Source organism: Nocardia heshunensis (assembly GCF_054782115.1).
In genome coordinates this window covers 933,413-958,699 of record NZ_BAAGTC010000004.1, presented here as the reverse complement: position 1 = coordinate 958,699, position 25,287 = coordinate 933,413, and the positions used below count along the sequence as shown (strand labels likewise).

Below are 25,287 nucleotides of genomic sequence, written 5' to 3'. Positions count from 1 at the left end.
CTGGTGTACGCACCCTACGCGGCTGGGGCAAAGCGGCTGCGATGTCCGATATCGCTGCCAGCAACGTTTATACCGTGTTCAAAGGCCGCGGCTGGTGCGCGGCGACGATGTAGCCCCTGATCGTGATCGAGTGTAATGGGTCCAGATATGGGTCGTCCCCCACCGCCCGGAGGCGATGGGGGACGGAACCTGTGGGTTGGCTCGCTCTTAGAGCGCGCGAACACCGGTGGCCTGCGGGCCCTTGGTGCCCTGGCCAACCTCGAACTCGACCTTCTGGTTCTCCTCGAGGGTACGGAAGCCCGATCCCTGGATCTCGGAGTAGTGGACGAAGACGTCCGCGGAGCCGTCCTCGGGCGCGATGAAGCCGAACCCCTTCTCCGCGTTGAACCACTTCACAGTTCCCTGTGCCATTCTGTTCCTTCTCTTTCCATACCGGAACGGCGGACAACGAGGTTCGTCCACCGGGTCCGTTCCGACCGTTGTACTCTGTTCCCCCTGCAGGAAAGCACCTAGTACACCGTTCGCAACATCGATCCTGCTGATGGTTTGGACTTTCGATCCGTTCCCTCGAACACAGAAGCTTGCGACCAGGAACCAGTGAACCATGTCTTTGGGGAATTCAACAGCCGAGTTACCCACAATTTGCAAAAAAGTTGATCTTGCGAATGCGCAGGTGAGGGGCATAATGCCCAAATCCGAACTTGAAGTTGGTTTGCTTCCGGATAACAGAGCGAGCATCCGGCAAACCGGGTGTGAGGCAGGCCGCTACTCGGTAGTGAAATGGCAGGTAGGGCTGCGGGCGCACACACCTTTCGCACCCGTTGGGCGTGTCGCGGTGACGACTCGATGAATGATGAAGATCAGTTGCGATGCGCTGGAGACAACAGCGACATCAGCTACGGGAGATCGTTGCTGAATCGTGTCCTAAATGGACCGGTGTCCGGTGACCCCCGCCTCACCCACGTCACCGAGCTACCGTCCCGCGCGGCACAGATCACGAAATGGCCCGAATGGACATCTCCGGATGTCATCGCCGCAGTTCAGGCGGCCGGAGTCGCGGAGCCGTGGAGTCACCAGAGCGAGGCCGCGGACCTGGCCGCGGCCGGGCGGCACGTGGTGCTGTCGACCGGGACGGCGTCCGGAAAATCGCTGGCGTATCAGCTGCCCGTGCTGACCACGCTGCAGGAAGATCCCCGGGCCACCGCGCTGTATCTGTCGCCCACCAAGGCGTTGGGGGCCGATCAATTGCGCATGGTCAACGAGCTGACCAGCGAAGATCCCCTGCGGAACGTGCACCCCGCGCCCTACGACGGGGACACCCCGGCCGAGATCCGGCAGTGGGTGCGGGCGCACGCGCGCTGGGTTTTCACCAATCCCGACATGCTGCACGTCGGAATGCTGCGATCGCATCAGCGGTGGGGGCGGCTGTTGCGGCAGCTCAAATACGTCGTGGTCGATGAATGTCATATCTACCGCGGGGTTTTCGGGTCGCACGTGGCGCTGGTGCTGCGCCGGCTACGGCGACTCGCCGAGCGGTACGGGGCGGATCCGGTCTTCGTGCTGTGCTCGGCGACCACCGCGGACCCGGCCCGCACCGCCGAAAAGCTGATCGGCGCACCGTGTGTCGCGGTCACCGAGGACGGGTCGCCGCAGGGGTCGCGCACCGTGGCGCTGTGGGAGCCGCCGCTGCTCGGGGCGGGCCTGACCGGGGAAAACGGTGCGGCCATTCGCCGTTCGGCCGGCGCGGAGGCCGCCACCGTGATGGCGGATCTGGTGGCCGAGGGCGCGCGCACGCTGACCTTCGTCCGGTCGCGGCGTGGGGCCGAGTCGGTGGCAATGGACACGCGGCGGCTCCTCGCGGACGTAGATGCCCAGCTCCCGTCGCGTGTCGCGGCCTATCGCGCCGGGTATCTGGCCGAGGATCGGCGGGCGCTGGAGACGGCATTGTCGGAGGGCTCGCTGCTGGGCGCGGCCACCACGAACGCCCTGGAACTGGGCGTGGACATCGCGGGACTGGATGCCGTTGTGGTGGCGGGTTATCCGGGCACGGTGGCCTCGTTCTGGCAGCAGGCCGGGCGCGCCGGACGGCGCACGCAGGGGTCGTTGGTGCTGCTCATCGCGCGCGACGACCCGCTGGACACCTACCTCGTGCATCACCCGGAGGCGCTGCTCGGACGGCCCCTCGAGGCCACCATCACCGACCCGCACAACCCGTACGTGCTCGGCCCGCATCTGCTGTGCGCGGCGCTGGAACAGCCGCTCAGCGATGCCGAAGTGCACTCCTTCCAAGCCTGGGATCTGCTGTCCGACCTGGCCGAACAGGGTTTGATCCGGCGCCGGGCCGGGGTCGCGCGGGACGGCACCGCGCGCTGGTTCGTGACCGCGGACGCGCATCCGCACGACGCGGTGGACGTGCGCGGCGGCATCGGCAGCGCGATCGCGGTGGTGGACGGCGAATCCGGGCGCATGCTCGGGACCACCGATGCCGGGCGCGCCCCGGCCACCCTGCATCCCGGTGCGGTGCACCTGCACCAGGGCGAGAGCTACGTGGTCGACGAGCTGGACCTGGAGGAAGGCGTCGCGCTGGTGCACGCCGATACGCCGGGGTGGAGCACCAGCGCGCGGGCGGTGACCTCGCTGGAGATCGAGGCCGTCACCGAGGAACGCCGATACGGCTCGGTCACAACGGCTTTGGCGCAGGTGCTGGTGACCCGGCAGGTGATCGGCTATCTGCGCCGACTGCCCAGCGGCGAAGTGCTGGACATGGTGGCGCTGGATCTCCCCGCGCAGACGCTGCCCACCCGGGCGGTGTTCTACACCGTCACGCCGGACCTGCTGGTCCGGGCCGGAATCGACGCGCGACACGCCGCGGGCGCGCTGCACGCGGCCGAACACGCCGCGATCGGCATGCTGCCGCTGGTGGCGACCTGCGACCGCTGGGACATCGGCGGCGTGTCGACGGCGGAGCACGCCGATACCGGGCTGCCGACCGTATTCGTCTACGACGGACATCCGGGCGGGGCGGGCTTCGCCGAGCGCGGGTTCTCCCAGCTCCGGCACTGGCTGACGGCGACCCTCGGGGCCATCGAGTCGTGCGTGTGCCTGGGCGGCTGTCCTTCCTGCGTACAGTCGCCGAAGTGCGGGAACGGCAACAATCCGCTGGACAAGGCCGGGGCGGCCCGGCTACTGCGGGCGGTGCTGGCCGAGCTCGGAGAAAGTGACGGCGGTCACCCCGAACCGTGACGCCGCCGACTCCGACGCGAGACCGGAGCGCCACCCGACCAACCGGTCGGCCACGTCAACTGGTAGATATCGGGCTGCCCGGAGGCGTCCGCGACACGCAGGGTGTGAAGTCGATTAAAAAGGGATGTGATCCTGTTAACTGGAGGGTTGCTCCGTTCGATAATGTCGCTCGCGGATTTACCTGTGTATTCATTCCAATGAGTCTCGCGGAACGAATTGGAAAGCGATCGATACCCAATCTATTCGGTTATCCCATTCATCGAATTTCGACATTGATCACTACTGGATGTGGCCCGCGCCATCCCATTTCTAACCAACCGCTCGGTACGAGCTATTCGCGGTCACGCCTACTCCACCGGTCCCGCGCGCGCCATCGCCCGCACCGCACGCTCGCCCAGCGGGCCGAGCGATATCCGGCCCTCGACGGTGACCGTGACATCCCAGTCCGCCGCCGCGCACCCGGTTTGGCGAGCGCCCATTCGAACGGCGATCTCCGCGCTCCGGGCGCAGGCCGCCGCGACACCGCCGCCGAGGGCACCGGCCGCCGCGAGCGCACTCAGGTCCGCGGCGGACTGCACCCGATGCCGCGCGATGACGGCCACACCCACCTGCGCGACCAGCACACCCACCATGAGCAGCCCGATCAGGGCCATACACGCCGTTACCGTCACACCGCCCGCCTCGGCCTCGGTCCGGTTTCCGACCGTCATCGGGACTCGCCGGGCTCGCGGGCTGCGACCGCCGCCGCGTGCAGGGTGATCGGAAACACGGCGGCACGGGCACTGACCTCGACGACGACCAGGTCTCCCTCGGTGTGAACGGCGACCCGGGTACCGGGTGGCCCGACCCGGCGGGCGATGGCGATGCCGGTCTCCGGATCACCGCGGGCGGCCAGGCGAGCCGCCTCGCGGGCGGCATCGACACAGCGCACCTGCGCCGATACCGCCAGCAGGGCGCCGACCGTCAACACCAGCACCGCCACCAGCGCGGCTAGCGCGATCGCCGCCTCAACGGTTGCCATCCCCGCCTCGGTGTCGGGTGATGGTGTGGCATACGTCACTTGACGGGAGTCTTCAGGGCCTTGTCGATGATCTTCGTCAGGGCGTTCACAATGCTGTCGCCGGTCACCACGGTGTACAGCACCGCCCCGAACGCCGCGGCCGCGATGGTGCCGATGGCGTATTCCGCGGTGCTCATCCCGTCCTCGGCGGTCAGCGCGCGCAGCAGTCGAGTTCGCAGTTCCCAGCACAGGTTTCGGACAGTCGTTCCCACGGTCACTCCTTCTCTCACTCCGGCGCGGCGGTTCCGCACCGGCACAGTCGGGGTCGGTCACAGCAGGCCGCCGTCCAGCACGCGCCCGGCCAGGCCGATGACGACGGGGACGATGCCCAGGCACAGGAAGGCGGGCAGGAAACACAGGCCGAGCGGGCCGCCGATCAGGACTCCCGCCCGTTCGGCCCGCGCGGCGGCGGCATCCTCGAGCTCGGAGCGGCGGCGCTGGGCCAATTCGGCGACGGCCGTGGCCAATCCGGTCCCGGAGCGCGCCGAGCGGCGGGCCATCCGGGCCAGGGCCGTCACCACGTCGTCGGTGTGCCCGGCGTCCGCCTGCCCGGCCGCGGCCTGCTCCCACGCGGACGCGGGATCGGCGCCGAGCGCCAACAGGTCCGACGCCCGGCGCAGGGCGGAGGCCAGTGGCTCCGGGGATTCGGCCGCGACCGCGCCGACCGCAGCGGCCGCGGGCAATCCGGATCGCAGACAGGCCGCGAGCAGATCGAGGGCCGAGACGTCACCCAGCGGATCCGGACCCGGCCGCGAAATCGGCGGCGGCGCAGCGGGAGCCGGGATGCCGAGTCGGCGCAGGCGATGTCCGGCCTCGACGCGGCCCGGCAGCATCAGCAGTGCGGCACCCACCGAGGCCAGCGCGAGGGCGGGTGTCATCGCAGCACCCCGCCGGTGATGGCGTCGGCCCACAGCAGCCCGGCACAGGTCAGTGCGACACCGAGCGGCAGCAGCACGGTCCCGGCCGCGGATACGAACAGCACGTGCAGCGGCGACGCACCCATCAGCTGCCCCAGGCCGATCCCCAGCAGCGGCAGCAGCGCCAGCACCAGCGCCGTGGCCCGGGCGCCCGCCAACGCGGCCTCGGTGCGATCCCGGAAGTGTCTGCGGCCCAGGAGATCCAGCCGCGCGGCCGCCAGCGGTTCGGCCAGTGAGAGTCCGTGGCGCTCCGCCACCAGCCACGCCCCGGCCACCCGGGACAGCTCCTCGGCCACCACGCTGCCGGGCCGTCGCAGCCCCTCCGCGCCCGACCCGCCCAGCCGGCTGCACGCGGCACTCACCGCGAAGGCCCTGGCCACCTCACCCGTGGTCTCCGCCGCCGCCACCGCGGCCGCCGCACTCGGATGCGCGCCGATCCGCAGTTCCCCGATCACCGCTTCCAGCCCGGCCAACAGCCCGGTCACCTCGGCGACCCGCGATCGATCCCGCCGGGCGCGACGGCGGCGCCGCACAACGGTGGCCGCTATCAGCGCCGTGGCGATCAACGCCCCGGGTCCGGCCGCCAGCGAGAATGCGGCCGACGCCAGTACAGCAACCTTAATAATGTTGCTGTGCAGCATCTTTCGCGAAACAGCCCGCTGTGGAAAGAGTCGAGCCAACCGCCGCCGAGCAGCCGGTGGCGGCAGCGCGAGGAGCGCACCTGCGACACAGGCCAGAATGACCACGCCGGGAGCGGGATTCGGCATCATCAGCACCCACCGCACTGACGAGTCGCCGAATCTTCTTCGGCACCAGTCGAATCGACGCGATCATGGCATCGGCAGTTGGCGCGCCAACCCAGCCGCAGTCCGGGAAACCGCGAGTTCCGCACCCGGAACGGACTGCAGCACAAGAGATTACCAACCGGAGCAGACGAGTCATCACTCGAGGTCGTCATCGCAGGTCCTTTCATCGAGGAGTCGACCGAGCGCCGCCGCAGCCGGAGCCTGGCGGCTGTCGGCGGTCCAGGCCGGGGTGATCCGGACCCGGCCGTCGGAGGCGGTCACCAGGCCGATCTCACGCAGGGTGCGGCGGCCGTCGGGATGGCGGTGGACGTGCAGGATCACCTGGATCGCGGCCGCCAGTTGGCTGTGCAGGGCGGCCGCGGGCATCCCACCGAGCGCCGCGAGAGCCTCCATCCGGGCGGGTACCTCGCCCGGCGAGTTCGCGTGCACGGTGCCCGCGCCGCCGTCGTGCCCGGTGTTCAGGGCGGTGAGCAGGTCCACGACCTCCGCGCCCCGAACCTCGCCCACCACGATGCGATCTGGCCGCATGCGCAACGCCTGGCGGACCAGATCACGGACGGTGACCGCGCCCGCCCCTTCGACATTGGCCGGCCGGGCGACCAGTCGGACCACGTGCGGGTGCGGCGGCGCGAGCTCGGCCGCGTCCTCGACGCAGATGATGCGCTCGGCCGGATCGACCGTGGCCAGCAGACCCGAGAGCAGCGTGGTCTTCCCCGCACCGGTCCCACCGACCACCAGAAACGCGAGCCGGGCCCGAATAATGCGCTCCAGCAGCGCTTTCGCCACCGGTGACACCGCACCGGCGGCGGCCAGCGCGTCGAGGCCCTGGGTGGCAGGACGCAAGACCCGCAGGGACAGACAGGTGCCGCCGTGGGCGATCGGCGCCAGCACCGCGTGCAGTCGCACGCCGAAGGAATCCCCCAGCGCCGCTTCGCTTCCCGCCAGCCTGCCGTCCACCCACGGCTGCGCGTCGTCGAGCCGCCGGCCGGCCGCCAGCGCCAGCCGCTGGGCCAGCCTGCGCACCGCCGCCTCGTCCGCGAACCGCACCGCGGTCCGGCGCAACCCGCGCCCGCGATCCACCCACACCGCGTCCGGCCCGGTGACCAGCACATCGGCCACTTCGGGATCGTGCAGCAGCGGCTCGAGCACCCCGGCCCCGGTCATCTCGGTCTGCAGCAATCGCAAGGCGCGCAACAGATCCGTGTCCGCGAGCACCCCACCCGCCTCGGCCCGCACCGCCGCGGCCACCTGCGCCGGATCCGGATCGGCCGCGCCCTCCGCCAAACGCTCCCGCACCCGCTCCAGCAGCTCGGCCGACAACAACTCAGTCATCACGGACCTCCACCCCGACCAGCAACCAGCGACAGCCGCGACCGGACCCGAGACGGCAGTAGCCGGAACGCGACTCCCGCGCGGGCGGCCAAACAGCGATGCGGATCGACGGACCCGGCCGGGAACGCGGCGACCATCGCCGGGGCACCGGGCTCACTTGCGCACCCCCGCCGACTCCAGCGCCGAAGCGCAGTACGCACCGCGGGAACGCGCGATCCGCCACCACGCGGGCCCCGGCCGGGCAGCTACCTGTCCCATCGGGCCGTCGGAAAACAATGCGGTCAGGCAGGTTTCGGCCGCGGTGCGCAGTGGCCCACGGCGGCGGACGGTGAGCCCGCCGCGCTCCAGCCGCTCGGTGAGGCCAGGTTGGGACGGCACGGAAGCCAACAGCGGCAGTGCCAGGGCCTCGGCGATTTCGGTGGCACCGAGACCCCCGGGAGCGGGCCCGCGCACGACCACCCGCACATTGGGGTTGCGGGTACGGCAATACGCGGCAGCGGATTTCGCCGCCGCCACCGACCGCAGCCGGGCCCGGGTCACCAGCACCACGAGGTCGGCGATGTCGAGAACCTGCTCGGTGTACGGCCCGTGATCACTGGAGAGATCCGCGACCACCAGATCACCTGCGGCACGGCCACCCTCGATGACGGCCCGCACGGCGGCGGGCGCGAGCGCATCGACCGCGGTGCCCGGTATTTCGAAGGCCGGTGCGGCGGTTCCCCGGTCGACCAGACAGCCCGCCGCACGCTCGAATCCCGTTGCCAGTACTACCCGCTGACCGCTGTCGCCCTCCACAGACACGAGATCGGTTGTCGGCGTTTCCGTTCCGCCCACACCCTCGGAATCGGTCCTCCCACACGAGAGCACCGCCAGGCCGGACGCGGCGGGCAGGGCGGCGTGCAGGGCCGGAGCGGACACGCGCCCGTGTTCGATGGTGAGATCCGGCCAGCGCAGACCCGGAGCATTCTCCAGCCCCAGCAGCAGATCCAGGCCGCCGCCGAAGGGCGCGCAGTCGACCAGCAGGGTGCGGTCGCGGAAACGGCCAGCGGCGGTGAGGGCCACGGCCGTGGCGAGGACCGAGGCGCCCGCCCCGGCGCCCGCGCCCGCCACCGCGAGCACCGCGCCGTCACCGGGCCTGCGGCCGTCGTGCGCCGCGAAGGCGGCCACCAACGCGTCGGCGTCGGCGGGCAGCGCCAGCACCAGTTCGGCACCCACGGCGGTGGCGGCCTGCCAGTCGAGCAAACTCGGCTCCCCGTCGGTCACCAGGAGAATCCCGGCGCGGCGGGGGTGTTCGGCGGATGCACAGCTACGCGCGGCGGCGGTATCGAGGACGATGGCGGAGGCGGCCGTCCAGGCGGGCCGCCCGGGCGGCGAGACACGCTCGTCGAGTGGACGGTCGGCCGCGGCGGCAATGCGGCGGATCTCGTCCCGCAGACGGGGATCGGCGACGAGCGACAGAGCCGGTGGTGTGGCGGCGTCGGAGTTCATGCTGGTCAGCGTCGCCCGATCGGCGAGAGGGCGAAAGCGGGTCCACGGCGAGTGTGGATAACACGCGACCTGTGCAGAACTCGAGGTGCGGGAAGGACTTCGGAGTTGCCCGGAAATCGGGGGACCTGTCCGGAAATAGAGGACGGCCCCAGCCGGGGGGGGAGGAGGCTGGGGCCGTCGGGTTCAGCCCCGGGGGGTCGGGCTGAACGCGCCTGGACCATGTCCAGGTAACTGCGATACTACACCCAAGCCCCGGCCGGATTGCAAGTCCGTCCGGCGAGTCTTTTTCCCGCCCCGACGGCCCGGCTTCCGACTGGCTAACCCGGACATATCCTGCGCCGAAAGTGATGCCCGACACCGCGACCGCCGCGCCGCATGAAAAGGCGCAGGTCCATCGCGGGACCCGCGCGACGCGCCCAAGATCCCCGCGACGCGCCGCCGGACCATATCCTGGACCACGTGACAGCCGAACGCGGACGAGTCGCCGCCTTCTTCGATCTCGACAAGACGGTGATCGCCAGGTCGAGCGCCTTCGTGTTCAGCAAGCCGTTCCTGGATCAGGGCCTGCTCAGCCGCCGTGCGGTGCTCGAGAGCAGCTACGCGCACTTCCTGTTCCTGCTCTCGGGCGCCGATCACGATCAGATGGAGCGCATGCGCGAACACCTGACCAAGATGTGCGCGGGCTGGGATGTCGACCAGGTGCGCTCGATCGTCGCTGAGACCCTGCACGACATCGTGGATCCGCTCATCTACGCCGAGGCCGCGGATCTCATTGCGGACCATCGGATTCGGGGCCACGACGTGATCATCGTGTCGGCGTCGGGCGAGGAGGTGGTCGCACCGATCGCCGCGGCGCTGGGCGCCGATCACTTCGCCGCCACCCGGATGGTCATCGAAAACGGTAAGTACGCGGGCGAAGTCGAGTTCTACTGCTACGGCCCGGGCAAGGTCGAGGCCATCGAAAAGCTTGCGGCCCACTACGATTACGACCTGACCCGCTGCTACGCCTACTCCGACTCGGTCACCGATCTGCCCATGCTCGAGGTGGTCGGGCACCCGACGGCGGTGAACCCGGATCGGGGCCTGCGCCGCGAGGCCGCGTCGCGCGGCTGGCCGGTGCTCACCTTCTCGAATCCGGTCTCGCTGTGGGCTCGACTACCCGCACCGACCACCACCACGGTGGCCGCGACGGCCGCGGTCGGGTTCGGCGCGCTCGCGGCCGGAGCCCTCACCTACCGACTGCTGCGCCGACGGCGCTGACCCGGAACAACTGGGCCGCCGACCGAAACGCCCGGCCGCAAAAATACTCGGACACACCGAGTAATTTGAATGTTTCCCCAGGTCTTGCTGTGACGGGCGTCACGGGGTAACAATGGATGCACGGAAGGACGGAAGGCCAAGATCGGACCGGAAGAGAAGGTTTCGACCTCCCATCCCACCCTTCCCAGCACGGACATCAGGCACCCACGCGGAGCACGCCGCGACAGGGCACAAGTAGTTGTGGGCCTGCGTTATCTGGGATTTCGACGGCGAGGGCCTCGCATCCATGCGGGGATGAACCACCGGATCCTGGAGAGCTCGCCGAGGCCGAAGAGACACAACCCGAGAAGCACGCTTGGTAACCGGGTGATCCGTGCTAGCGGGCGGTGAGGTCGCAATCGCGACAACGCCGCCCGCTCTTATGCGTAAGGGCTATTACCGCACGGGCTATTACCCGGATGCGGCGTCCGCGATCGAGCGAGCCTCTCGCGCACCGTCTTCCAGCGCCCCGCAGGTGAGAATCACCCAGCCGCCAACTCCCTCGGCAGTGCCCATGCCGAAGGCGGCCGCGGCATCCAGATAGGCCTGGCGGCGGCGGAGCCAGAAAACTTCGGGGACACCCAGACTGTGTGGGTCGAGGCCGCTGGACACGGCGACCAGTCGGGAGGCAGCGCGGGCGACGATGCCGTCGGCGGTGCCGAAGGGACGCAGGGACAGCAGCTCGCCGTGCACGATGGCGGCGATCACGGGGGCCGGGGCCTTTGTGCTGGTGATGGTTTGGACCAGGAGGTCGAGGCGTTCGGCGACGCCGGGGACATTGCGGGGACGGCCGAGTTGCTGTTGGTCCTCGACCAGGTCGGCGGCTGCCAAGAGGTGCAGACGGGCCAGCGCCTGCAGCGGGGCGCGCTGCCAGACGCCGACCAGGTTGGTGAGGGCCTCGGCGTCGAGGGCCTGGCCGACGCGCAGGGCGCCCGCGAGGATCGGGTCGCCGACATTGCCGTCCGCGGGCAGGTCGATGGTGCCGCCGTCGATGGCCGCGGACGAGCGGGCGGCGCGGACGGCGGCCTCGGCGGCGGTGGTGGGCCAGCCGCGCCGGTTCGCCCGGTGGCGGTGCACCTCGGCAAGGCTGTCACGGGCCTTGTCGGCGGCTTCGCGCACACCGGGCAGATCGACGAGGGGCTGCAGCGGGTCGGTCACGAGGTACGAGGCTAGCGGCCCCGCGACCGGGAGAATCAGCCGACCAGCAGGTCACGGCCGGGGATGGCCTCCAGGAGTCGTCGGGTGTAGTCGGATTGCGGATGGTCGAAGACCTCGGTGGTCGAGGCCGCCTCGACCACCGAGCCCTGGCACATGACCAGGACGTCGTCGGCGATCTGCCGAACCACGGCCAGGTCATGGGTGATGAACAGGTAGGTCAGTCCGAGCTCGGCCTGAAGTTCGTTGAGCAACTGCAGGATCTGCGCCTGGACGAGCACATCGAGAGCCGAGACGGCTTCGTCGCAGACCACGACTTCCGGGGACAGCGCCAGCGCGCGGGCGATCGCGACGCGCTGACGTTGGCCGCCGGAGAGCTCGTTCGGGTAGCGGCGCATGGCCGAGGCCGGGAGCGAGACCTTGTCGAGCAGGTCGCGAACGGTGGCCTCGCGTTCCTTCGGAGTACCGATGCCGTGGGTGCGCAACGGTTCCTCGATGGTGCGGTAGATGGAATACATCGGATCCAACGACCCGTAGGGGTCCTGGAATATCGGTTGCACGCGACGCCGGAAGGCGAAGGCGGCCTTGGCATTCAGGGTGGCGACCTCGCGCCCGTCGAAGGTGACGCGGCCGGAGGTGGGCGGCTGCAGGCCCAGGACCAGCTGTGCCACGGTGGATTTGCCGGAGCCGGATTCTCCGACGATGGCGGTGGTGGTTCCGCGTCGCAGCGTGAACGAGACATCGTCCACGGCAACGAGTTCGGTGGACTTCCAGGGCGCGTTGCCGCGGATGCGGTACACCTTGCGGAGCTTGTCGGCGACCAGTACGTCGTCCGGCGCACTGGCGAATTCGGCGTCGGTCTCGGCCAGCTGACCCGCCACCTGGACGGCCTGCTGGCGCACCTCGGCGCGGTCGCGCACCGAGGACAGCCGCTGCGAGGCCAGCGACGGTGCCGAGTTCACCAGCTTCTTGGTGTACAGATGCTGCGGGTTGCGCAGGATCTGCAGTGCCGGACCGGATTCCACCACCCGGCCCCGGTACATGACCACCAGATGCTCGGCCCGTTCAGCGGCCAGGCCGAGGTCGTGGGTGATGAGCAGGACCGCGGTGCCCAGTTCGCCGGTGAGCGTGTCGAGGTGGTCGAGGATCTGCCGCTGCACGGTGACGTCCAGGGCGGAGGTCGGTTCGTCGGCGATGAGCAGCTTGGGGCGGCACGAGAGCCCGATGGCAATGAGCGCGCGCTGCCGCATGCCGCCGGAGAATTCGTGCGGATACTGGTTCACCCGGCGTTCGGCGTCGGGCATGCCCGCCTCGGACAGCAGTTCGACGGCGCGCTGCCGGGCGGCCCGGCCCTTGGCGATGCCGTTGGCCTCCAGGGTCTCCCGGATCTGGAATCCGATCTTCCACACCGGATTCAGATTCGACATGGGGTCCTGGGGCACGAACCCGATGCCGCGCCCGCGCACCGCGACGATGTCCCGCGGCGACGCCTTCGACAGGTCCTTGCCGTCGAACATGATGGAGCCGGACGTGATTCGCCCGGTGCCGGGCAGCAGGTCGATGATGGCGTGCGCGGTGGTCGACTTGCCGGACCCGGATTCGCCGACGATGGCGACGGTCTGGCCGGGGTAGACCGTCAGGCCCACCCCGCGGACCGCCGGAACCTGTTGGCCTTCGGAGCTGAAACAGACGTTCAGGTCCCGGACTTCGAGCAGTGGTTCGGTCATGTCGTCACCTCTTCCGAGCCTTGGGATCCAGCGCGTCGCGCACCGCGTCGCCGAGCATGATGAAGCTGAGCACCGTGAGCGCCAGCGCGGTCGCGGGGTAGAACAGAATGCCGGAAGTACGAATCTCCTTCTGGTCGGCGGCGATATCCGAACCCCAGGACACGATCTCGCGCGACAGTCCGACGCCCAGGTAGGACAGCGTCGCCTCGGTGACGATGAAGACGCCGAGCGAGATGGTGCTGACCACGATCAGCGGTCCGGCCGAGTTGGGCAGGACGTGGCGGATCAGCGTCCGGAATCGGGAGACGCCCAGTGCCTTTGCGGCCGTGACATATTCGCTGTTGCGGGACTCGATGACCGCCCCGCGCGCGATGCGGGCGGCCTGCGGCCAGCTGAAGGACGCCAGCGTCACCATGACCGTCCACACGGTCCGGGTGTGCAGCAGCTGCATGAGCACGATGGCGGCCAGGGTGAGCGGCAGCGCGTAGAAGATCTCCGCGATCCGCGAGATCACCGCGTCGAGCAGCCCGCCGTAGTACCCGGCCAGCGCGCCGAGTGTGCCGCCGATCAGCACGAACAGGAGGGTCGCGCCCAGCCCGGTCTCCACCGAGGCGCGCGCCCCGTAGATGGTCCGGGCGTAGATGTCGCAGCCCTGCTTGTCGAAGCCGAACGGATGCCCGGACGACGGCGCGTGCATGCTGAAATCGCCACTGCAGTACCGCGGATCGAGGCTGCTGAACAGCTGCGGCCACACTGCGACGAGCAGGATGAAGGCGATCAGCAGCGCCGCGATCACGAAGATCGGATTGCGGCGCAGCTGCTGCCAGGCCTCCCGCCAGACGCTGGTCGGGGCCGCGGTCTCGGTGACCCGGTCGGTGGCCAGCACCTCCACCTCGTCGGCCGGGGCCACGAAATGTTCTTGCCCGGAACGTGTTTCAGTGGGAGTTTCAGGCATAGCGGATCCTCGGATCGAGTGCGGCGTAGAGCAGATCGACGATGAGGTTGGTCAGCAGCAGGATCACGATGAGCACAGTCACGAAGGCCACCACCGTAGGCGGTTCACCGCGGGTGATGGCTTGGTAGAGCGTGCCGCCGACGCCCGGGATGTTGAAGATGCCCTCGGTGACGACCGCGCCGCCCATGAGGAACCCGAGATCCGAGCCGACGAAGGTGACCACCGGGATCAGCGAATTGCGCAGGATGTGCACCACGATGACCCGCGGGCGACCGAGACCCTTGGCGGTCGCGGTGCGCACGTAGTCGGCGTTCATGTTCTCCGCCACGGCGTTTCGGGTCAGCCGCAGCACGTAGGCGAACGACAGCGACCCGAGCACGAACGCTGGCACCAGCAAATCGGTGAAACTCGCTTTGCTGCCGACGGTGACCGGCGCGATCCCCCATTTGATGCCGAGCAGGTACTGCGCCAGGAACCCGAGCACGAAGATCGGGATGGCGATGATGACCAGGCTCAGCACCAGCATGGTGGAGTCGAACAGCTTGCCCTTGCGCAACCCGGCGACGAGTCCGAAGGCGACACCGAAGAAGAACTCGATGCACACCGCCATCACGGCCAGCCGGAAGGTGATCGGGAAGGCGCGGGCCAGCTCCTCACGCACCGGCCGCCCCGAGAACGAGGTGCCGAAGTCCAGCGTCACAATGCCTTTCAGGTATTGCAGGTACTGGATGTAGAAGGGCTGATCCAGGTGGTAGCGCGCCTTGAGCGTCGCCTCGATCGCCGGGGTCATCTGCCGATCCCCGGCGAGCGCCTGGATGGGGTCGCCGGGAATCAGGAAGACCATCGCGTAGATGAGCAGGGTTGCTCCGAGAAAGACCGGAATCATCTGGAGCAACCGCCGCACGATGTACCAGGCCATGCCCGCTACTTCTCGATGTTCTCGAAGTCGAACAGGCCCGACCAGGTGACCTCGGCCTTGACCTTGTCCGAGCGCCCGGCCGCGACGTTGTAGTCGAAGATCGGGATGTCGGCCATGTCCTTGAACAGCAACTGCTGGGCCTGGGCGAGGATGTCGTAGGCGGCCTCGGGGGTCGCCGCGCCCTGCGCCTGGGTGAGCAGCTTGTCGAAGTCCGGGTTGGCGTATTGCGTGTTGTTGGTGCCGGATCCGGTGAGGTAGAGGGCGGTCAGGAATTCGAACATGGACGGGTAGTCGCCCTGCCAGCCGTAGCGGAACGCCTTGCCGATGGTCTTGTTGGTGATCTCGTCGCGAATGTTCTTGAAGGTCGGGTACGGCGCGCCGACCGCGTCGATGCCGAGGGTGTTCTTGACGCTGTTGGCCACGGCCTCGATCCACGCCTGATGGCCGCCGTCGGCGTTGTAGGCGATCTGGTAGGTCCCCGACCACGGTGAGATCGCATTCGCCTGCGCCCACAGCGCTTTCGCCTGGTCCGGGTTGAACTTCAGCACGTCGGAGCCGGGCAGATCCTTACGGAAGCCGGGCAGTGTGAAGGCGGTGAAGTCCTGGCAGGGCACGCGGGTGCCGTGGAAGATGTTCTGCGCGATCTGATCCCGGTTGATGGCCATCGAGATGGCCTTGCGCCGCAGTACGCCTTCCTCACCGGCGAAGTGCGCGACGGTGGGCTGGATGCCGATGTGCTGGCTGTAGGCGATGGGCTTGTGGATGGCCCGGTCGCCGAGGTCCTTCTCGTAGGTGGCCAGCGCCGATTCCGGGATGATGTCGAGGGCATCCAGGTTGCCCTGCAACAGATCCGCGTAGGCGGTGTCGTAGGACTGGTACATCACGAAGCGCAGGCCCTTGTTCTTGGGCGGGCGGCCGCCGTGATAGTCCGGGTTGGGCAGCACTTCGATCTTCACGTTGTGCTGCCAGGTGGAGAACTTGTAGGGCCCGTTGCCGATCGGGTTCTGCCCGAAGTCCTTGGTGTTCTTGAAGAACGCATCCGGCATCGGATAGAACGGCGCGAAGCCGAGTTTCAGCTCGAAGTCGATCGACGGGTTGGTGAGGTCGACGGTGAAGGTCTTGTCGTCGAGCACCTTCAGACCCGACATGGTCTGCGCCTTGGGCGGATCCGCGCTGACATCGCTGTACCCGGCGATGCCGTCGAAGGCCCAGTTCTGCAGCTGACCGTTGGTGGACAGCGCACCGTAGTTCCAGGCGTCGACGAAGGACTTCGCGGTCACCGGCGTCCCGTCGGTGAACTTCCAGTCCTTGAGGGTGATCTTGTAGTGCTGCCGGTCGGTGGTCTCGATGGACTGGGCCACCTCGTCGCGGGCGGTGCCGTTGACGTCGTAGTACTTCAGACCGGCCCAGAGCCGGTCCACCACGCGGCCACCCATGTTCTCGTTGACATCGGTGGGCACCAGAGGTCGTTGTGGCTCACCACCATTGACCGTCACGAGGTCGGTGTTGTCGCCACCGCTGGATGAACAACCTGTCAACGCGAGCGCCGCGGCCACGGTCGCGGCGGCCACGAGGGCGGTAATCGTCTTGAATCTCAACGCTTCTCTCCTGATCCGAGGAAGTGCGTAAGGAGGATGGCGATAACCGCCGGGGTGCCAGTGGTTATGACCATTCGCCTTGGGTGAATCGGACACTAACCATCCGGACCGAAGTTGTCAGCGGATCGAAACGGGATTGTTCGGCTTGTTAGCAATCCGGCAACATTCACGGTTTGTTCATAGGCACTCTGCAAGGTTCGTCACGAGGGCCCCACCGATCGAGACTGCCGAACACGACGCAGGTCACAGTCGGTTAGGGTCGAACGTGGCCGCCGTCACCCCGTGCGGCCTGCACGCGAGAGAAGAAGAGAAGAGATGACCACGGAATCCTCCGCCGAGCACCTGGACGCCTACCCGCCCAGCGCCGAGTTCGCGGCCACCGCCAACGGCGATGCCTCTCTCTACGACCGGGCAGCCGCCGACCGCGAGGGCTTCTGGGCCGAACAGGCCCGCCGCCTGCACTGGCATCAGCCCTTCACACAGGTACTGGACTGGGACGACGCGCCCTTCGCCAAGTGGTTCGCGGACGGCAAGCTCAATGTCGCCTACAACTGCGTGGACCGGCACGTGCTCGACGGGCACGGCGATCAGGTCGCCATCCATTGGGAGGGCGAGCCCGGCGATTCCCGCGACCTCACCTACAACGATCTGCTGGCCGAGGTCTCCCGGGCCGCCAACTACCTGACCGGTCTGGGCCTGGTGGCCGGTGACCGCGTCGCCATCTACATGCCGATGGTCCCCGAGGCCATCGTGGCCATGCTCGCCAGCGCCCGGCTGGGCCTGACCCACTCGGTGGTGTTCGCGGGCTTCTCCCCCAGCGCCCTGCGCCAGCGCGTCGACGACGCCGCGGCCAAGCTCGTCATCACCACCGACGGCCAGTGGCGGCGCGGCAAGCCCGCCCCGCTCAAGACCGCGGTGGACGAGGCGCTCGCCGAAGGTGATTCGACCGTCGAGCACGTGCTCGTGGTGCGCCGCACCGGGCTGGACACCCCGATGGTCGAGGGCCGCGACATCTGGTGGGACGAGACCGTCTCGCTGGCCTCGCCCGAACACGAGGCGCAGGCGTTCGACGCCGAGCACCCGCTGTTCATCCTCTACACCTCCGGCACCACCGGGAAGCCCAAGGGCATCCTGCACACCTCGGGTGGCTACCTGACCCAGGCGGCGTACACCCACAACTACGTCTTCGACCACAAGCCGGGCAAGGACGTGTACTGGTGCACCGCCGACATCGGCTGGGTGACCGGGCACAGCTACATCGTGTACGGGCCGCTGGCCAACCGGGCCACCGAGGTCGTCTACGAGGGCACCCCGAACTTCCCGGACGAGCACCGGCACTGGCAGATCATCGAAAAGTACGGTGTGAGCATCTATTACACCGCGCCGACGCTGGTCCGCACGTTCATGAAGTGGGGTCGCGAGATCCCGGAGTCGCACGATCTGTCGAGCCTGCGACTGCTGGGTTCGGTCGGCGAGCCGATCAACCCGGAAGCGTGGCGCTGGTACCGGGATGTGGTGGGCGGCAACAAGACTCCCATCGTGGACACCTGGTGGCAGACCGAGACCGGCGCGATCATGATCTCGCCGCTGCCGGGCGTCACCGCGGCCAAGCCGGGCGCGGCCATGACCCCGCTGCCGGGCATCTCGGCCAAGGTCGTGGACGAGGAAGGCAATCCGGTCGAGCTGGGCGAGACCGAAGCGAATGGCTACCTGGTGCTCGACGAGCCGTGGCCGTCCATGCTGCGCGGCATCTGGGGCGATAACGCCCGCTACAAGGAGACCTACTGGGCTCGCTACGGCGAGAAGGGCTGGTACTTCGCGGGTGACGGCGCCAAGCTCGACAAGGACGGGGACCTCTGGGTGCTCGGCCGCGTCGACGACGTCATGAACGTGTCGGGTCACCGCATCTCCACCGCCGAGGTCGAGTCCGCGCTGGTCGGGCACTCCGGCGTCGCGGAGGCCGCGGTCGTCGGCGCGTCGGACGAGACCACGGGTCAGGGCATCGTGGCGTTCGTGATCCTGACCGCCGAGGCCAAGGACACCGGCGACGCTCTGATCGCCGAACTCAAGGCCGAGGTCTCCCACGAGATCAGCCCGATCGCCCGGCCGCGGGAGATCCACGTGGTGCCGGAACTGCCGAAGACACGCTCGGGCAAGATCATGCGCCGCCTGCTGCGCGACGTGGCCGAGGGCCGCGAACTGGGTGACACCTCAACCCTGGTGGACCCCAACGTTTTCGAAGCCATCCGGGCGGGTAAGGCGTAAGCGCCCGAACAGTCGGCGGGGCCCCGTGACCTGTGGTCACGGGGCCTCTTCGCGTGCGGGGTGGTCAAGAAGGTCCGGGCAAACCGTTAGAATTGCGCAAAAGGTGTGCCGGGAAGTCTGGTCGGCATGCGGTTGTGCCGAGGAGCCCGTCAGTGGTGTGCACGCCGCTGTTCTGTCGACTGTACGACTGGAAGGTGCACACCGTGATCGCTCAGGTCCGCTCGGAGCTGGCCCGCTATCTCAGAACCGAAACCTTCGGCGGTGCACTGCTTCTCATCGCGGCCGCCGGAGCGCTCATCTGGGTCAATTCCCCGTGGGGCGCGAGCTACACCACGATGATCGATGCCAAGCTCGCGATTCCCGCGCTGCACCTGGATCTCACGCTGGCCGACTGGACCAAGGACGGCCTGCTGGCCATCTTCTTCTTCGTCGCCGGGCTGGAACTCAAACGCGAACTGGTGGTGGGCGAACTCGCCGACCGCAAACGCGCCACCCTGCCCATCGTGGCCGCCATCGGCGGCGTGGTGATGCCCGCGCTCATCGCCATGGCGGTCGGCTGGGGCGCGCCGGGCATGGATCGCGGCTGGGCCATCCCGGTCGCCACCGACATCGCCTTCGCGCTGGCCGTGCTGGCCATGACCGGATCGCGAATCCCGGCCAGCGCCCGTGTGTTCCTGCTCAGCCTGGCGGTCGTCGACGACCTGATCGCCATCCTGCTGATCGCAGTGCTGTTCACCACCACCCTGAAGATGCTGTGGCTGCTGATCGCGATCGCCTGCTTCGCGGGCTGGGCGCTGGCGCAGAAGTTCCGGCTCGGCAGCCCACTCATCTATGTGCCGCTGGGCCTGCTCTCCTGGTATGCCCTGCACGAGGCCGGAATTCACGCCACCCTGGCCGGTGTCGCGTGCGGCCTGCTGACCCGGGTGCGGCCGGACCCGGGCGAGGACGAGCATTGTGTGCCCGCCGCCAAGCTGGAGCATTTCTTCCAGCCCATCTCGGCGGTGGTGTGCGTACCCCTGTTCGCGTTGTTCGCCTCCGGCGTGCCGCTGGATTCGAACGTGCTCTCCAAGCTGTTCTCCGACCGCTTGGCGCTGGCCATCATCGCCGGTCTGCTGATCGGCAAGACCGTCGGAATCTTCGGATCCAGTTGGCTCGCCGTGCGGTTGGGCATCGCCGAACGCCCCGGTGATCTCGGTTATCGGGACATGTTCGCCCTGTCGGTACTGGGCGCGATCGGCTTCACCGTTAGCCTCTTGGTGGCAGAACTGGCTTTGGCAGACGTCGGCGACGGCAGCGAGGCAGAACTCGCAAAAGCGGCGGTGTTGCTCACGTCTTTGGCGGCTTCCCTGGCCGGTTCGGCGCTACTGTTGCGTCGTGGGCGTGCTCACCAGGCACGACGGGACGCGACAGCGCTGCAAAGTCAAGAGTGACACCGGACAGTACTACCGGGACATGGAGAAGGGTCGAGCAATTGAGCTTCACACAGGGCGGTAACGGCTACGACGGGAACCGCACCCGCACCGTCACCTCGATTCCGTTGTCCGATGTCGACGCCCATCAGGCGGCCACCTTCGGCACCCTGGTGCGCGACGCGACCGAACAGATGTCGACGCTGGTGCGCGCCGAGGTCGAACTGGCCAAGGCCGAGGTGACCGGTGAGATCAAGAAGGGCCTGCAGGGCAGCGTCTACTTCATCCTGGCGCTGACCATCCTGCTGTTCAGCTCGTTCTTCTTTTTCTTCTTCCTCGCCGAGCTGCTCGATGTGTGGCTGTACCGCTGGGCCGCGTTCCTGGTGGTATTCCTGCTGATGATCGCGGCGGTGGCGGCCTTCGCCCTGCTGGGCTATCTGAAGGTGCGCAAGCTGCGCGCCCCCGCGAAGACCATCGAATCGCTGAAGGAGGCGAAGACCTTGCTTCCCAGCGGTTTCGGCCACGCTGACGAACAGACCGTCGGCGCCACTGCCCAACTCGGGGATGCCACGGTCGAACTCGGCAAGCCCCGGACCTAGACCTTCGATTACGCTCCTTCGGCGTGTCGTCTAATTCGCAGCCGGATCCCTCCGCAGTCCGCTACGACGGACCGTGGACCCATCGGGATGTGCGCGCCAACGGCATTCGCTTCCACGTGGTCGAGGCCGTCCCCGCCGGGACGGCCTACACCGACCCGGACATGCCCCTGGTGGTGCTGCTGCACGGCTTCGGCGACTTCTGGTGGTCGTGGCGGCATCAGCTCACCGGGCTGGCCGCCCGCGGCTTCCGCACGGTGGCAGTGGACCTGCGCGGCTACGGCGACACCGACAAACCGCCGCGCGGCTACGACGGCTGGACGCTCGCCGGTGATGTCGCCGGTCTGATCCGCGCGCTCGGCCACACCGAGGCCACCCTGGTCGGCCACGCCGAGGGCGGGCTGGTGTGCTGGGCGACCGCGGTGCTGCATCCGCGGGTGGTGCGCTCCATCGCGCTGATCAGTTCCCCGCATCCGATTGCCTTGAAGCGGGCGGTGCTGCGCGATCCACGCCAGCGCAGCACGTGGCTGCCCGACTTCCTGCGCTACCAGCTGCCGCGGGTACCCGAGGCCCGGCTCACCCGCGACGACGGCATCGAGATCGAACTGCTGTTGCGGGCACGGGTCGGCGAACAGTTCTCGGCCACCGAGGAATTCGCCGACACCGCCCGCCGCATGCGCACCGCGATCCGGATCCCCGGGGCGGCGCACTGTGCCCTGGAATACCAGCGTTGGGCCTTCCGTAGCCAATGGCGGCCCGACGGCCGCCGTTTCATGGCCGCCATGAGTGAACCGGTGCGGGTGCCGACCCTGGCGCTCTACGGCGAGCAGGACGACTACATCCTGCCGAACACGATCCGCCGCGGCGCACAGCTCTCCCCCGAGCGGCGGGTGGTGGCCATCCCGGACGCGGCTCACTATGCGCACCAGGAGAATCCGGAAGCCGTGACCGCGGAAATCGCGAAACTCCTGGCCTGACCAACGAGAGCGGCCCCGGCGAATCGCATTCGCCGGGGCCGCTCTTCGCTCAGCTCAGTACGCAGCTACCGGTACCGACCGCCGTCGTTTGGCTTGCCGCCGAGGCCAGTTCGGGCTTCACCTCGTCGAGGGTCAGCACGTATCCGGTGTCGTCGTCGGTGACGGCCGCGCCGAACACCACGCCCAGGATCCGGCCGTCGGTGTCCACCAGCGGCCCGCCGGAGTTACCGGCGCGGACCTGACCGCGAATCGTGTACACCTCACGCTTGACGTCGTTGTCGCGGTAGATGTTGGGTCCCTTGAGGTTCAGCGTCTCGCGCACGCGGGCCGCGCTGGCGGTGTAGCGCCCGCCGCCCGGATAGCCGAGCACGATCGAGCTCTCCCCCGAGGTGGCGTCGGACGGGGCCAGCGTCAGCGGGGTCGCTTGCAAACCGGGCACCGCGAGGATCGCGATGTCCTTGTTCGAGTCGAACAGCACCACCGTGGCGGGCAGCGACCCGCGTGCGGTGTCCACACTCACCGTATTGGTGCCCGCGACCACGTGCGCGTTGGTCATGATGCGCTCCGGGGCGACCACGAAGCCCGAACCCTCCAGCTGCCGTTGGCAACTGGGCGCGATGCCGCGGATGCGCAGCACGCTGGTCTGCAGCTGCTGGGCCACCGGCAGCTGCAGCACGCTCGCATCGGGCGGCTCCACGGCGGTGATCGGGACGTGCCCGAACGGGCCGATGACGTCCGGCAGCCCGGAGGTGTTGAGCAGGTTGGAGAAGTCGGTCGGCACCCGGCGCAGCCAGTCCGGCGCGACATGGTCGACATTGCGCAGCACCTGGGAGTTGGTGACCGCGGCCGCGATTCCCGGTTGCGAGGAGTTGGTCAGCGGCAGCGCCAGCAGCCACGCGGTGGCCAGCACCGCCACCGCCTGCAGCCCCGCGCCCACCACGCTGTCCACGGTGCGGGTGAACGGATCCCGCATGCCGCCGCGCGCGGCCCGGCCCAGCACCATGCCCGCGACCTCGCCGACGATCACCAGCGCCACGATGAGCAGCACGCCCACCAGCACCCGGGTGCGGCCCTCGCTGAGGTGCTTGAGAATGTGCGGGGCGATCAGAATGCCCGCCACCGCACCGAGAATCACGCCTAGGAACGCCAGCGCCGAGGCGACCGCGCCCTGCCGCCACCCGGAGGTGGCGGCCAGCAACGCCAGAATGATGATTCCGAGGTCGAGCCAGCCAGAGGCGCTCATAATGTCATCCCTACCGCGGCCAGCGAGGCCTGCAGATCACGTACATCGTGATGGTCCCATTCGGTTTCCCACCCCGACACCGCCAGCAGCCCCGCGAGCACACCGGCGGTGAACCCCCACACCAGCATTCCGTCCACGGCGAACGCGGGACCCATATAGCCCAGCGGATGCCGCACCAGGAAGCGGTTGGCCGGATCGATGAGCTCGGCGATCGGCACCCGCACCACGCGGGCCGCCTCCGTCTCGCTCACCACCCCCACCTCGCCGGGGGTGCGCCAGTAGGCGACCACCGGTGTCACATCGAACCGCGACGGCGGCACGAAGATCTTGGGCAGCACCGCGATCGGCTCCACGCCCGCGGCGTCCAGGCCGGTCTCCTCCCACGCCTCGCGCAGCGCGGTGCTGATCGGGCCGTCGTCCTGCGGCTCGACGCCGCCGCCCGGAAAGGCCACCTGGCCGCTGTGCTGGCGCAGGGTGGCGGCGCGCTGGGTGAGCAGCACGTCGGCATCGGCCGGAAGTCCGCCCGGCCCCGCCGGATCGGAGTCCGGCGACCCGCCGAACAGCACCAGCACCGCGGCCTGGCGCGGCTTCGTCGCCGCGGCGGCGAAGCGCATCATGGTGTTTCGCCGCAGCACCGGATTCACCCCGGCCGGATCGGCCGGATCATGGTCGGCCACACCGCGCAACCAACCGGGAATTCCGTTGGCAGACGCCTCGAGTCTCACGCTTTCACTCCCAATTCGGCCGCGACGGTGGCGGAAATGTCCTCGACACTGCTGAAGGGACGCACCACGACTTTCGCAACGGTGCCATCGGCGCGCAACAGCACGGAGATCGGCAGCACGGCCGGAGCGTGGACCGCGTTGCGGATCTTGGTGTCCGGATCCTCGACTCCGGGCAGATGAATGCCCAGACCGGTGAGCCGCGACAGCGCCTTGTCGGCCCCGCGATCACTGTGCACGGTGAGCACGGTCACAGCGTTGCCGGCCTGCTGCGAGAACTGTTGCAGCAGCGGCAGTTCCTCGGCGCACGGACCGCACCAGTACGCCCACAGGTTGAGCAGGGCGGGCCTACCGGCCAGCGCGGCAACGAGATCCACCGGCTTGCCGTCGGCCAGACAGTTCAGGGTGATGCCACGCAGCGGGCTGTCGCCCACCGGCGCACCACTGGGCTGCGGACAGGCGGCCAGCGCCGCGGCGCCCCGATCCGCTTCACCCACAGCCGCTTCGGGCGGCGGCGCGACCGTCGTCGAACCGGTGGCGGCGTTCCTCTCGGAATCCTTGGTCAGCTGCGGCCACAGCGCGACTGCCGCCGCCACCGCGACGATCACCGCGGCCAGCGCCCAGCGCCACCAGGTCTTGCCGATCGCCGATCCGGCGCTCACAGCCCCACCAGCTCGAGCAGATGCTCGGTCTCCGGACCCTTCACCAGCTTGGCGGCCTCGGTCGGATCGGTGGGCCCCTCGCCGTACGACGGGCACTCGTTGGCCAGGAAGCAGGCGCCGCAGGCGGGCTTGCGGGCGTGGCACACGCGGCGGCCGTGGAAGATCACCCGGTGCGACAGCATGGTCCAGTCGCGGCGCTCGACGAGTTCGCCGATGGCGTGCTCGACCTTGACCGGGTCCTCCTCGTCGGTCCATTTCCAGCGCCGCACCAGTCGCCCGAAATGGGTGTCGACGGTGATGCCGGGGACGTCGAAGGCATTGCCGAGGACGACATTCGCGGTCTTGCGCCCGATGCCGGGCAGGGTGACCAGCTCGTCGAGGTTGCCCGGGAGTTCGCCGTCGAAGCGCTCCACCAGCTCCCGGCCCAGCCCGATCAACGAGTTGGCCTTGTTGCGGTAGAAGCCGGTGGCCCGGATGTACTCCTCGAGCTCGCTGCGATTCGCGCCCGCGTAATCGGCTGCGCTGCGGTACTTCGCGAACAGTGCCGGCGTGGTCAGGTTGACCCGTACGTCGGTGCACTGGGCGGAAAGAATTGTGGCGACCGCCAATTCGAGGGGCGTAGTGAAATCAAGCTCACAGTGCGCATCTGGGAACTCGGCGGTCATATCCCGATACATGCGCCGTGCCCTGCGTACCAGCCCTATCCGAGTCTCCTTGGCGCGCTTGTTCGCTTTGCTCGGCCGCGAAAACCGTGGCGCATCCGAGACATCAGCCGAAGCCCCGTCAGCACCGGCGGGGACGCCCGAATTATCCGGGTCTGCCCCGGTCACAGCCGCGTTGGATTCAGAGACACGCACGCGTCCACCTTACGGAACCACCCCTGCGCCACAACCGGGCTGAGTACCCGCCGTGTT

At 68.6% G+C, this 25,287-nt stretch carries 23 protein-coding genes; 6 read left to right on the top strand and 17 right to left on the bottom strand.

Annotated elements, in window-relative coordinates:
- Window positions 1–207: 207 nt before the first annotated feature.
- Window positions 208–411 carry a cold-shock protein gene (locus ACYVN4_RS16990; protein WP_029925108.1) on the bottom strand — a complete coding sequence of 68 codons (204 nt, stop codon included), beginning with the start codon at window positions 409–411 and terminating at the stop codon, window positions 208–210.
- A gap of 435 nt (window positions 412–846) precedes the next feature.
- Here ACYVN4_RS16990 and ACYVN4_RS16985 point away from each other — a divergent pair, with 435 nt between their 5' ends.
- Window positions 847–3,243, top strand: coding sequence for a DEAD/DEAH box helicase (locus ACYVN4_RS16985; RefSeq protein ID WP_460722083.1), 2,397 nt, complete (start codon window positions 847–849; stop codon window positions 3,241–3,243).
- 347 nt (window positions 3,244–3,590) lie between these two features.
- Here the strand turns inward: ACYVN4_RS16985 and ACYVN4_RS16980 are convergent, their stop codons facing one another.
- The 7 genes from ACYVN4_RS16980 to ssd all read right to left on the bottom strand — a co-directional run bounded on the left by ACYVN4_RS16980 (window position 3,591) and on the right by ssd (window position 8,846).
- Window positions 3,591–3,953: an Rv3654c family TadE-like protein gene (locus ACYVN4_RS16980; protein ID WP_460722081.1), complete on the bottom strand. Its 363-nt coding sequence runs from the start codon at window positions 3,951–3,953 to the stop codon at window positions 3,591–3,593.
- A complete protein-coding gene (locus ACYVN4_RS16975) occupies window positions 3,950–4,264 on the bottom strand; it encodes a TadE family type IV pilus minor pilin (protein ID WP_460722079.1) in 315 nt (104 codons plus the stop codon). Before ACYVN4_RS16975 ends, ACYVN4_RS16980 begins: the two co-directional genes overlap by 4 nt.
- Before the next feature lie 35 nt (window positions 4,265–4,299).
- Window positions 4,300–4,515 carry a DUF4244 domain-containing protein gene (locus ACYVN4_RS16970; RefSeq protein WP_452402906.1) on the bottom strand — a complete coding sequence of 72 codons (216 nt, stop codon included), beginning with the start codon at window positions 4,513–4,515 and terminating at the stop codon, window positions 4,300–4,302.
- A gap of 57 nt (window positions 4,516–4,572) precedes the next feature.
- On the bottom strand, window positions 4,573–5,181 hold the full coding sequence (locus ACYVN4_RS16965; protein ID WP_460722077.1) for a type II secretion system F family protein: 609 nt from the start codon (window positions 5,179–5,181) through the stop codon (window positions 4,573–4,575).
- A complete protein-coding gene (locus tag ACYVN4_RS16960) occupies window positions 5,178–5,990 on the bottom strand; it encodes a hypothetical protein (RefSeq protein ID WP_460722075.1) in 813 nt (270 codons plus the stop codon). The genes ACYVN4_RS16965 and ACYVN4_RS16960 overlap by 4 nt, the downstream gene beginning before the upstream one ends.
- 171 nt (window positions 5,991–6,161) lie before the next feature.
- Complete coding sequence (locus ACYVN4_RS16955; protein WP_460722073.1) at window positions 6,162–7,358, bottom strand: TadA family conjugal transfer-associated ATPase; 1,197 nt, start codon at window positions 7,356–7,358, stop codon at window positions 6,162–6,164.
- A gap of 153 nt (window positions 7,359–7,511) precedes the next feature.
- On the bottom strand, window positions 7,512–8,846 hold the full coding sequence (gene ssd, locus ACYVN4_RS16950; protein ID WP_460722072.1) for a septum site-determining protein Ssd: 1,335 nt from the start codon (window positions 8,844–8,846) through the stop codon (window positions 7,512–7,514).
- 375 nt (window positions 8,847–9,221) lie between these two features.
- Between ssd and ACYVN4_RS16945 the strand changes: the two genes are divergently transcribed.
- On the top strand, window positions 9,222–10,106 hold the full coding sequence (locus ACYVN4_RS16945) for an HAD family hydrolase (RefSeq protein ID WP_460722070.1): 885 nt from the start codon (window positions 9,222–9,224) through the stop codon (window positions 10,104–10,106).
- A gap of 450 nt (window positions 10,107–10,556) precedes the next feature.
- Here the strand turns inward: ACYVN4_RS16945 and ACYVN4_RS16940 are convergent, their stop codons facing one another.
- The 5 genes from ACYVN4_RS16940 to ACYVN4_RS16920 are packed head-to-tail and all read right to left on the bottom strand — an operon-like array spanning window position 10,557 to window position 16,499.
- On the bottom strand, window positions 10,557–11,303 hold the full coding sequence (locus tag ACYVN4_RS16940; protein WP_460722068.1) for a Fic family protein: 747 nt from the start codon (window positions 11,301–11,303) through the stop codon (window positions 10,557–10,559).
- 35 nt (window positions 11,304–11,338) lie between these two features.
- Window positions 11,339–13,027: a dipeptide ABC transporter ATP-binding protein gene (locus tag ACYVN4_RS16935; protein ID WP_460722067.1), complete on the bottom strand. Its 1,689-nt coding sequence runs from the start codon at window positions 13,025–13,027 to the stop codon at window positions 11,339–11,341.
- Between the two features lie 4 nt (window positions 13,028–13,031).
- Window positions 13,032–13,982 carry an ABC transporter permease gene (locus ACYVN4_RS16930; RefSeq protein WP_460722065.1) on the bottom strand — a complete coding sequence of 317 codons (951 nt, stop codon included), beginning with the start codon at window positions 13,980–13,982 and terminating at the stop codon, window positions 13,032–13,034.
- On the bottom strand, window positions 13,975–14,901 hold the full coding sequence (locus ACYVN4_RS16925; RefSeq protein WP_460722063.1) for an ABC transporter permease: 927 nt from the start codon (window positions 14,899–14,901) through the stop codon (window positions 13,975–13,977). Before ACYVN4_RS16925 ends, ACYVN4_RS16930 begins: the two co-directional genes overlap by 8 nt.
- 5 nt (window positions 14,902–14,906) lie before the next feature.
- Complete coding sequence (locus ACYVN4_RS16920; RefSeq protein ID WP_460722061.1) at window positions 14,907–16,499, bottom strand: peptide ABC transporter substrate-binding protein; 1,593 nt, start codon at window positions 16,497–16,499, stop codon at window positions 14,907–14,909.
- A gap of 315 nt (window positions 16,500–16,814) precedes the next feature.
- Between ACYVN4_RS16920 and acs the strand changes: the two genes are divergently transcribed.
- The 4 genes from acs to ACYVN4_RS16900 all read left to right on the top strand — a co-directional run bounded on the left by acs (window position 16,815) and on the right by ACYVN4_RS16900 (window position 21,746).
- Window positions 16,815–18,764 (top strand): acetate--CoA ligase, encoded by a 1,950-nt coding sequence (acs, locus tag ACYVN4_RS16915; protein WP_460722059.1) that lies wholly within the window; start codon window positions 16,815–16,817, stop codon window positions 18,762–18,764.
- A 203-nt stretch (window positions 18,765–18,967) separates the two neighbouring features.
- Complete coding sequence (nhaA, locus tag ACYVN4_RS16910) at window positions 18,968–20,194, top strand: Na+/H+ antiporter NhaA (RefSeq protein ID WP_460722057.1); 1,227 nt, start codon at window positions 18,968–18,970, stop codon at window positions 20,192–20,194.
- Between the two features lie 41 nt (window positions 20,195–20,235).
- Complete coding sequence (locus ACYVN4_RS16905) at window positions 20,236–20,772, top strand: phage holin family protein (protein ID WP_460722055.1); 537 nt, start codon at window positions 20,236–20,238, stop codon at window positions 20,770–20,772.
- A 23-nt stretch (window positions 20,773–20,795) separates the two neighbouring features.
- A complete protein-coding gene (locus tag ACYVN4_RS16900; RefSeq protein WP_460722053.1) occupies window positions 20,796–21,746 on the top strand; it encodes an alpha/beta fold hydrolase in 951 nt (316 codons plus the stop codon).
- A gap of 49 nt (window positions 21,747–21,795) precedes the next feature.
- On the opposite strand, the gene ACYVN4_RS16895 is transcribed toward ACYVN4_RS16900, so the two are convergent.
- From ACYVN4_RS16895 to nth, 4 genes are read right to left on the bottom strand one after another with little or no spacing between them, the layout of a single operon-like run.
- A complete protein-coding gene (locus ACYVN4_RS16895; protein ID WP_460722051.1) occupies window positions 21,796–22,989 on the bottom strand; it encodes a MarP family serine protease in 1,194 nt (397 codons plus the stop codon).
- Window positions 22,986–23,714 (bottom strand): NUDIX hydrolase, encoded by a 729-nt coding sequence (locus tag ACYVN4_RS16890; protein ID WP_460722048.1) that lies wholly within the window; start codon window positions 23,712–23,714, stop codon window positions 22,986–22,988. Before ACYVN4_RS16890 ends, ACYVN4_RS16895 begins: the two co-directional genes overlap by 4 nt.
- Window positions 23,711–24,373, bottom strand: coding sequence for a TlpA family protein disulfide reductase (locus ACYVN4_RS16885; RefSeq protein ID WP_460722046.1), 663 nt, complete (start codon window positions 24,371–24,373; stop codon window positions 23,711–23,713). Before ACYVN4_RS16885 ends, ACYVN4_RS16890 begins: the two co-directional genes overlap by 4 nt.
- Window positions 24,370–25,077 (bottom strand): endonuclease III, encoded by a 708-nt coding sequence (nth, locus tag ACYVN4_RS16880; RefSeq protein ID WP_460722720.1) that lies wholly within the window; start codon window positions 25,075–25,077, stop codon window positions 24,370–24,372. The genes ACYVN4_RS16885 and nth overlap by 4 nt, the downstream gene beginning before the upstream one ends.
- Window positions 25,078–25,287: the final 210 nt, after the last annotated feature.

Coding starts and splice junctions, on each gene's coding strand:
- ACYVN4_RS16945 (WP_460722070.1), top strand. CDS start 9,222: ATGAAAAGGCGCAGGTCCATCGCGGGACCCGCGCGACGCGCCCAAGAT.
- ACYVN4_RS16935 (WP_460722067.1), bottom strand. CDS start 13,027: ATGACCGAACCACTGCTCGAAGTCCGGGACCTGAACGTCTGTTTCAGC.
- ACYVN4_RS16955 (WP_460722073.1), bottom strand. CDS start 7,358: ATGACTGAGTTGTTGTCGGCCGAGCTGCTGGAGCGGGTGCGGGAGCGT.
- ACYVN4_RS16965 (WP_460722077.1), bottom strand. CDS start 5,181: ATGACACCCGCCCTCGCGCTGGCCTCGGTGGGTGCCGCACTGCTGATG.
- ACYVN4_RS16960 (WP_460722075.1), bottom strand. CDS start 5,990: ATGATGCCGAATCCCGCTCCCGGCGTGGTCATTCTGGCCTGTGTCGCA.
- ACYVN4_RS16985 (WP_460722083.1), top strand. CDS start 847: ATGAATGATGAAGATCAGTTGCGATGCGCTGGAGACAACAGCGACATC.
- ACYVN4_RS16895 (WP_460722051.1), bottom strand. CDS start 22,989: ATGAGCGCCTCTGGCTGGCTCGACCTCGGAATCATCATTCTGGCGTTG.
- ACYVN4_RS16925 (WP_460722063.1), bottom strand. CDS start 14,901: ATGGCCTGGTACATCGTGCGGCGGTTGCTCCAGATGATTCCGGTCTTT.
- acs (WP_460722059.1), top strand. CDS start 16,815: ATGACCACGGAATCCTCCGCCGAGCACCTGGACGCCTACCCGCCCAGC.
- ACYVN4_RS16990 (WP_029925108.1), bottom strand. CDS start 411: ATGGCACAGGGAACTGTGAAGTGGTTCAACGCGGAGAAGGGGTTCGGC.
- ACYVN4_RS16975 (WP_460722079.1), bottom strand. CDS start 4,264: ATGGCAACCGTTGAGGCGGCGATCGCGCTAGCCGCGCTGGTGGCGGTG.
- ACYVN4_RS16930 (WP_460722065.1), bottom strand. CDS start 13,982: ATGCCTGAAACTCCCACTGAAACACGTTCCGGGCAAGAACATTTCGTG.
- ACYVN4_RS16980 (WP_460722081.1), bottom strand. CDS start 3,953: ATGACGGTCGGAAACCGGACCGAGGCCGAGGCGGGCGGTGTGACGGTA.
- ssd (WP_460722072.1), bottom strand. CDS start 8,846: ATGAACTCCGACGCCGCCACACCACCGGCTCTGTCGCTCGTCGCCGAT.